General features: G+C 51.0%; 7 protein-coding genes and 1 pseudogene. 5 read left to right on the top strand and 3 right to left on the bottom strand.

Features of this window, described 5'->3' with window-relative positions; all coding sequences use genetic code 11:
• Nucleotides 1–612: pseudogene (locus tag ACF8MI_RS05255) on the top strand (hypothetical protein); the annotation flags it as partial.
• Nucleotides 613–948: 336 nt separating this feature from the next.
• Entirely contained in the window at nt 949–1,845 is an 897-nt protein-coding gene (locus ACF8MI_RS05250; protein ID WP_014754857.1) for an alpha/beta fold hydrolase, read from the top strand.
• Here ACF8MI_RS05250 and ACF8MI_RS05245 read toward each other — a convergent pair.
• Nucleotides 1,838–2,371, bottom strand: a complete 534-nt coding sequence (locus ACF8MI_RS05245) for a hypothetical protein (protein WP_009682000.1) — start codon at nt 2,369–2,371, stop codon at nt 1,838–1,840. The genes ACF8MI_RS05250 and ACF8MI_RS05245 overlap by 8 nt on opposite strands.
• 99 nt (nt 2,372–2,470) lie before the next feature.
• Here ACF8MI_RS05245 and ACF8MI_RS05240 point away from each other — a divergent pair, with 99 nt between their 5' ends.
• Both ACF8MI_RS05240 and ACF8MI_RS05235 read left to right on the top strand, forming a co-directional pair.
• Nucleotides 2,471–3,010 carry a hypothetical protein gene (locus ACF8MI_RS05240; RefSeq protein WP_003253418.1) on the top strand — a complete coding sequence of 180 codons (540 nt, stop codon included), beginning with the start codon at nt 2,471–2,473 and terminating at the stop codon, nt 3,008–3,010.
• Nucleotides 3,011–3,285: 275 nt separating this feature from the next.
• Complete coding sequence (locus ACF8MI_RS05235) at nt 3,286–3,522, top strand: hypothetical protein (protein WP_074059229.1); 237 nt, start codon at nt 3,286–3,288, stop codon at nt 3,520–3,522.
• Between the two features lie 535 nt (nt 3,523–4,057).
• Here ACF8MI_RS05235 and ACF8MI_RS05230 read toward each other — a convergent pair.
• On the bottom strand, nt 4,058–4,732 hold the full coding sequence (locus ACF8MI_RS05230; protein WP_003253420.1) for a heavy metal response regulator transcription factor: 675 nt from the start codon (nt 4,730–4,732) through the stop codon (nt 4,058–4,060).
• Between the two features lie 489 nt (nt 4,733–5,221).
• Entirely contained in the window at nt 5,222–6,565 is a 1,344-nt protein-coding gene (locus tag ACF8MI_RS05225) for an OprD family porin (protein ID WP_003253422.1), read from the bottom strand.
• Nucleotides 6,566–6,969: 404 nt separating this feature from the next.
• Between ACF8MI_RS05225 and ACF8MI_RS05220 the strand changes: the two genes are divergently transcribed.
• Nucleotides 6,970–8,241, top strand: a complete 1,272-nt coding sequence (locus tag ACF8MI_RS05220) for a TolC family protein (RefSeq protein WP_016712696.1) — start codon at nt 6,970–6,972, stop codon at nt 8,239–8,241.
• Nucleotides 8,242–8,299 lie beyond the last annotated feature (58 nt).

The following is an 8,299-nucleotide window of genomic DNA, read 5'->3' as shown; positions in this document are numbered from 1 at the left end:
ACGATCAAAGTCGTCGAAAGCCGTGACATCAATCGTCTCAGCGCTGTGGAGACGGATCCAGCAACTGGCGAACTGATTCGACGCTATGCGACCACAAAAAAACGTGCGGTGAATATTGTTCACCTGGACCACACTGGTTTATTGGAGTTTCGTATTGCCTCTCAAGATAATCAGGCAAAGAAATATTCCGAGCTCTTGTGGGTGTTGAAAAACAAAGTAAGGAAATTTCTACCGGACGATGGGTTCGCTGAAGTTTCGCTTAGCCCCGCTAAGAATAAGATTCTGCGCGAGCGCGATAACCTCTCCCAAGAAATCAGATATAGCAATTCAACGGCTCGAAATGAATTCGGGGCCCAAATGCAGATTACCTCCGCATCGGTTGATGAAAACCTTTCATCGGATGAGGGTTCGATGTCTGCGTTGGATCGCTTCTTGGAGCGTGATGGCGAAGTGACGGGAGCCAATATTTACGTTAAACTACCAGACAGTGATCCTCCCCGTGAACTGAGGCTTTTGATTTCGGGTGAGAGAAACGAGTTTGCGGTGACCGTAGCGTGCTCCGCCGGAGAATACGAATATGTTCGCGGAAAAGTTATCGCCTTTAATACTTAACCATCCAGACGAGGCTGAAGGCCTCCGAAGATTGGCTAGTTTTATCCAGGGCTATGAATCCCAGGGTGGCGAAGCTTTGCCTAGAATTCGGCTAAACCCGAATCGCATGTTCGATATTATGCAAGCCGGTACTTCCGCGCACCTTGCAATCTTGATTAATATCTTGGTAACGGGCCGGATTATCAAGAGATTCCTTATTGTTAGGTGCCCCAGCGGCGAAGGTCTCTCATTCCAATCTTACGGCGATATCCCAGAGATTGTTCGTGATCCTGGGATGGATACCGAATTTGAAGTACTTGCCGCCAACGTGGAACCAACCTATAGATTGGTGCTCGATTGAAGCCTGTTGATATTGTTACCCTTGTTCGATCGACTTGGGAAAATACGATTGAGACCAAACGACTGGCCCAGCTGCAGGCAATTAGGGCAACTCTGGATGCCGAGCATCTGGAGCTGTTTGACTCGTTAGTCGATATGCAGATTTCTAATGTCAAAGATGATGCTCAGGCCATCACGCTCATGCTTGTCCATGGTATTCAAACTGATGGTTCCTGGCACGAGCTGGTAAAAGCAGCCTTCCGAGATGTTGCTCATGTCAGAGTCAAAGGTCTTGGCTACCATTGTGTGACCGCGCTGCAGCTTGCGTGTCCGTTTCGATCTACGCCAATCAATAAGATCGCAAATGACTTCCGAGACGCACGGCTTATGGAACCGACTGCTCGCATTATGGTCATTGCCCACAGCTTCGGCACCTATATCATTAGTCGGATCCTCGCCAAATACACTGACATCAACATTGAGAGAATTGTTCTCTGCGGCTCCATAATAAAAGGCAATTATGCCTGGGAGAAGCATGCTCGGCACATGGCTGCAGGCAACATCGTCAACGATGTCGGGACGCGAGATTTTTACCCCGTCCTAGCTACCTTTTCGACTATAGGCTACGGCGGGACTGGTCGAAACGGATTTAAAAATACACGTGTAGCTGACCGTTACTTTGATTACGGCCATAGCGATTTTTTTGAGCCCGACAAGGACCATATCGTCAAATATTGGAAGCCTTATATTCTAGATGGGACCATCGTCGAGTCTGAGTGGGATAGCATAAAGCCGAAGACCCATCTGGGAATCATGCTGGCTTGTCACCCTTGGATCGGCAGACCTGCCTTCTATGCAACCGTTGGGTTAATTACAGCTGCCGTAGCGGGTTTGGCTTGGTGGCTACTCACCTGATCTTCCACTGCTCTGTTTCAGGGTCCCTTACCAAATGCTGCTCTGAGACGACATCCAAGCCTACGGACCTAAAAATACTGAGCATTAGCGTCATAGAATAGTAATAGAGTCGCTGGTGTCGTCCCTTGTCTGAGGCCACAAACACCCCGTCAATCCGTCCATCCTCACTAGTCGCGAATTCGAATACGTACGAGTGGATTACCTGGTTCGCGACAAAAGTCATATCCCGCAGTTCTTTGTAAACTTTAGTAGTTTCGTAGTTTTCCATTATGTTGTGCCGATTGAAGTAGTCTACTGTCTTGCCACTGGTGATCGGGTAGTACGGTAGATGGAGCTTAATTTTCTTCGTTGATTCAGAGATTTTGTAGGTCTCGATTAGCTTGCGTACCGTATAAAAACTGACAAAAATTTCACGTTCTGCTTTCGCATAAATGCGCCCTTCAGAACACTCTTTTACACGAGCCTTCTCAAGCCAACGAGCTGAACGAAGAAGTGACTTCCTCCAATCATCAGACTCGTAAATCATCAGGATTCTCCTTGACTGAGAAATAAATAAAGCGTCAGTCTATTACTGCTGCATCAATACAATATTATCACCTCGGCTAGCATAGGACGCAATAGGTCAATGACCCAGGCTCTAAAGCAATATATCGCGAAAAGCATTAACTCAGTTATAATGATGGCCCCGCTTAAACGGGAGGTGATACGCCTCATCATATGCTGCTCTATAGCAATTATCCTGAATGCCATCCTATTCTTTGGTGTAGAAAACGACGGTACCATCAAGCCATGGGCAGAGATACCACTGAAACTGTTCGCCTCAACAACTTTATTTGCCTTTATGGTGAAGATTTTCCTTCCGCTTTTCGGTTGGACCATATTGAAGGCAGTGTTATTGAGCGCCAATAATGCCTTTAGTGGGGTGCTAAGCTTTCTAGGGAATCAATTTACAGGTGCTTTGTATTGTTCGGCCTTTATCCTGGCTTCTCTTACACTTAAGCAGTATGTAATTTCAGGGTTTATGGATCCTCAATTGGCTCTGATGGCGCCTACTGTTCTCTTTGCGGGCTTCTTGTACTTCTATATTTTTCAGTGCGCTATTCAAAAAACAATGACGCCTGCTCTGTGTGCTCCGCCTCTCCCGCGCTCTAGCAGGGTGCCGTGACTACCTGTTCTTGTAGGGGCAGGTTCGAATAGCAAGAGTCACTTGATGGCGTGATTTGATCTCTATCCTGGTGCCATAGCATGGCGCCAAAATTCCGCCGGCATAAAAATCTCCTGCCTGACACAATCAGAATAATAAATGCTACGAAAGTAGGCTGCGTACTGAGCGATTATGGAAAACTTCGCTGGAATCTATTCGTCATTACGTGATAAAAATTATTCTGTGCCCCGGTAAAGTGGCACAAAAATATAGAGCAACAGTTCAAGGGAATAGATATGGCTCAGTATAAGCACGGCAATTTTCTGCACAAAAGTGATCATTCGGAGTACGATAAAAAGTATTCGCCTGGTACCGAAGCGCCAAATCCAGGCATTTACCGATGCGTCTCCTGCGGGGATGAGATCGGTATTGCCAAAGGGCATGTTCTTCCTCCACAGAACCATCACCAGCATGCACCTGGCGCGGGCAAGATTGAGTGGCAGTTAGTGGTTTTTGCACAGCAGCGGAAATAAGGTTTTTGGGCTCAGTAGAGCTCTGCAACGTGGGTTCTACTGAGCACTCAATAAAAGGACGGAATCCGTATTGACTATTCAAACCACTATGAGGAGGGTGATCGTGAGCGTGCCTGGTTACGCATATATTCGGATATTAGATTGCCGAAATTGATGTCGGCCTCTTCAACAAAAATATTGACGTGGCAGTAAAACTCTTCAGGACCCCTGAGATAATTGAAAATTCTTGATCTGACGACGCCACAAACCCCCGCTTTGACGGCCGTAGAGGGTAGGTTGACTACATCGCCAACACATGGGATAAGAGCTAAGCCATGCTCACTGTTAAAGACAATATCAGCTGAGCGGTCATCAGGCCTGACAAACTCTTGATCCTCCGAGACCTGCTGATAATCAATGCTATACCTCATGCACAGCCTACCTCATTTGCGGGGTAAGGAATCAGCGCCGCGGGTCGTAAATAGTAAAATCCAGTTCAGTAGGCACGTTTGCGACGGAATTAGTTAGCCGATCTCGATACTATATAGTTTGGCAATTAACGCTTTTCAAGTACATACCCTACGCCTCTAAGTGTGTGTATCAGCTTGGTTTCGAAGGGGTCATCTATCTTGGCTCTGAGTCTTCGAATCGACACCTCTACAACGTTCGTGTCGCAATCAAAATTCATATCCCAAACCTGAGAGATAATCTGCGTACGGCTCAGTACCACCCCGGTGTTACGCATCAAGTAGTGCAGCAACGCGAATTCTTTGGTGGTCAAATCAATACGCTGACCGTCCCTGAATGCCCTGTGCCGGCTTTGATCAAGTTCCAGATCGGCCACGCGAATGACCTCCACAGATGCGGGGTGATCTGACCTGCGCATCAAGGCGCGAACCCGGGCTAGCAGCTCTGGGAACTCAAATGGTTTGATCAGATAGTCATCTGCGCCGTTCTCCAGCCCCCGGACCTTATCCGCCAATCGGCTTCTCGCCGTCAGCATCATGATGCGGGACGGGCAGTTTTTACGGCGCAACAACTCAAGGACCTGCCAACCGTCCATCTCTGGTAGGTTTATATCGAGGATAATCAGCTCGTACTCATGCTGCTTGGCCAAGAATAATCCATCTGATCCGGTGTGGACGCAATCTACGACATAGCCACACTCTGTAAGGCCTTGACGCACATACTCCGCAGTTTTTACTTCATCCTCAATTACCAGAATTCGCATGGGATTATGTCTCGATATCACTGAGCAATTAACCGCGCACGCGCGCCGGCATTATTGAAATGGATGGTAAATCAAAATGAGCGTGTTGGGGTTCAAATGACGGATTTGTAATTTCTAGGTAATACAGTTGATAGTCTGGAGGTATATCTTGTCGCGGCTTGGGTTTGACAGTTGCGGGCCCTCTCTCCAGCGGATGATTTGACCATATGAAATACTGGGTTATTTTCTTCTTTGTGCTAGCTTCGTTCCGTTCGGATGACGGCGAGGTCGCTCATGTTGAGGAGACTGGTCATTGGTGTAGTCATGAACTTCACCGGCATGCAATGCGTACAATCGAACGCTTACTTGAATTTTAGGCAAAAAAAAGGCGCCCAATGGGCGCCAAATATCCACCTTTTACCAAAGGAGCAATTAAGCCACTCAAGGTGAATTCGTAATGCTCGTTTTACTAATCGGACCAGCCGTCGAAAGACTGGCCCGCTCAGCGAATTACAGAATCGAAAGCGGGTACTCGATGATTACACGAGTTTCATCCAGATCCGATTCGAAAGCAGTGGCACGCGTGGTTGCCTGGCGCAACCGGAAGGACAAGTCTTTTGCCGGACCGGTTTGCACAACGTATTTGACTTCGACGTCACGCTCCCAACGCTTCTGATTGTCGAGCGGGTTGCCGTTGTCGTCGGTGCGCATGTAGAACTGGTTAGCGTTCGAGTAATCCGCGCCCGAGCCTCTGGCGTAGCGGGTCATGAACGTCAGGCCTGGGATGCCGTAGCTGGTGAAGTTCAGGTCATAGCGCAGCATCCAGGAACGCTCTTTCGGCGAGTTGAAGTCGCTGTACTGGATGGAGTTGTCGACGAAAATCGAGTCCGACTGACGCAGATAGTCGAAATCGTCGTCGCCGTTGTTGCGCTGGTGCGACAGGGCCAGGGTGTGGGCGCCGTAACGCACGCCGACCTTGGCACTCCAGATGTTGTTGTCGAATTCACCCAGGCGCTTCTTACCTTCATCTACGGCTTTGTAGTAGTTGAAGCCACCGATCAGCGCCAGATCGTCGCTCAGCGGGTAAACAACGCTGGTGCCGGCGTAGTACTGATTCCAGACGTCTTTCAGCTGGCTGGCGTAGACGCTCACAGTCCAGTTGTCGTTGATCGAGTAGTCACCACCACCGTAACCGATCCATGGCGAGTTGACCGGGCCGCCGTAGAAGGTCACGAAGTTGTCGTTCAGGTTGCTGGAGACTGGCTGGCTCATGGCGTGCAGTCGACCACCCTGAAGGGTGAGGCCTTGGATGCTGGTGTTCTCAACGGTCACGCCGCGGAAGCTTTCTGGCAGCAGGCGAGAGTCACCGGATGCAACGACCGGAGTCGATGGGAAAACATCACCTACTTTCACGATGGTATCGAACAAGCGGACTTTGGCTGCACCGCCGACCTTGGTGTATTCGTCGCGAGCTTCGCCCTTGTTATCAACGGGTAGCACGTCGAAGGAGCTACGGCCGCCGTTGCGCCCATCACCGGTGTCGAGCTTGAGGCCGATCATGGCGAAGGCATCAACGCCGAAGCCAACGGTACCCTGGGTAAACCCAGAGTTGAATTTACTGATGATCGCGTGCGCCCAGGCTTCGGAGTAGCCGTTGGTATTGCCCTTGCCACTGTTGTAAGTGGGGGCGGTGCTGTCGCGATTATCACGGTTGAAGTAGAAGTTACGGTTCAACACTGTAAGGCTGCTGCCTTCAATGAAGCCTTCTGGCTTGTCTTCAGCTTGTGCCGAAATAGCGTAGCTTCCAGACAGCGCAGAAACTGCCGCCAAATACAGTGGTACTTTGATTTTCATCCGATGCTCCTTTGATTCACGGCAGTTTTTATTATGTTTACCGGCGCGGGTGTCGTTAATTGTTCTGACCCGGCGGCGCGCCTAGCGTAGCGCGAGCTCATATTTGCAGGCCGAAGATAACGGGAGGGTGATAGGACAATTACAATTTCGTCATCTGCCTGTTATTCGGCGCCTTCGCACCGCGTGTTTGCCATCTCCGTTGCTTGTAACGAAATCCTAGTGCCGGGTTTGGTTTCCCAGTATTTTCGGGCATTACAGGACTTTCTTACGAAATTGTAATTTTCTAGCCACCCCTCTGATAGCTACCGCTCATTAGAGTGCCATCACCTAATCAAGTGGGGCTTGGCAGCTGTTTCGGCGTTCTCGCCAAGCTTTATCGAAGTTTGTGCACGAGGACCATCAAAGTGCCCCGGTATAACCGCAATGTCTTATCCAAGACCTCCGTCTCGCCCTGGAAGATCGCTGCACTCTGTGCAGTCATCTCTGGATTGATGGCACCTGCAGCTCTTGCTCAAAGCATCAGCTTGCCCCAGGCGCTTTCGACGGCCATGGATGCCAACCCTGACCTGGCCGCGGCCCGGCAAGAGATTGGCATCGCTGATGGTGCTCGCAAGCAGGCCGGGCTTATCCCCAACCCCACTATTTCGTACGACGTGGAAGACACCCGTCGTAACACCAGCACGACGACCGTGTCGCTTAGCCAAACCCTGGAGCTGGGTGGTAAGCGGGGAGCTCGTGTTGACGTCGCCACTTACGGGCAGACCGCCGCACAGCTGGAGTTGGACCGTCGCGTGAACGGTCTGCGGGCAGACGTCGTACAGGCCTTCTACGCCGCATTGCGGGCCCAGACAGGCCTTGACCTGGCCAAGCAATCTCTCGAACTGACTGAGCGCGGTCTCCGCATCGTCGATGGTCGTGTTCGCGCAGGTAAATCGTCTCCAGTAGAGGCCACCCGCGCCCAAGTACAACTGGCCGAAGCAAAGCTGCAAGTTCGACGTGCCGAAACCGAAAAGACGACCGCTTACCAGCAACTCGCTCAAATTACCGGGAGCTCGGTCACCGTCTTTGATCGACTCGAATCGCCAACCCTCTCCCCGGGACTGCCACCGCGGACTGAAGAGCTGCTGGCGAAGCTCGATCAGACCGCAGAAATGCGCCAGGCCGTGGTACAGATCGACAAGAGCGATGCCTCGCTCGGTTCAGAGAAAGCTCAGCGTATCCCGAACCTTACCGTCAGCGTAGGTAGCCAGTACGACCGCTCTGTGCGCGAGCGTGTCAACACTGTGGGCGTCTCTATGCCTTTGCCGCTGTTTGATCGCAACCAGGGCAACATTCTTTCCGCTTCTCGTCGTGCAGATCAGGCCCGAGACCAGCGCAATGCTGTGGAGCTGCGGCTGCGCACCGAAACCCAAACCGCGTTGAACCAGTGGTCCACCGCCATGCAGGAGGTCGAGTCCTACGACAAGACCATTCTGCCGTCAGCCCAACAAGCCGTAGATACCGCAACCCGCGGCTTCGAGATGGGCAAATTCGGCTTCATCGAAGTGCTGGATGCCCAGCGCACCTTGATCGTCGCTCGTGGCCAATATCTCGAATCGTTGGCAGCGGCGACCAATGCGCGTGCGCAGGTGGAAAGGGTTTATGGCGAAGTCGGCTCAACTGCCGGCGCTCGCTGAACGGGCCAAACATTTTCTTCGGCACACAGCCTTGAACAAGCCGGTGCCTACGATCAGC

It is taken from the genome of Pseudomonas sp. yb_9 (assembly GCF_043103635.1).
Classification (GTDB): domain Bacteria; phylum Pseudomonadota; class Gammaproteobacteria; order Pseudomonadales; family Pseudomonadaceae; genus Aquipseudomonas; species Aquipseudomonas monteilii.
The sequence above is the reverse complement of the archived record's forward strand: the minus strand, read 5'-3'. Positions and strand labels throughout refer to the sequence as shown.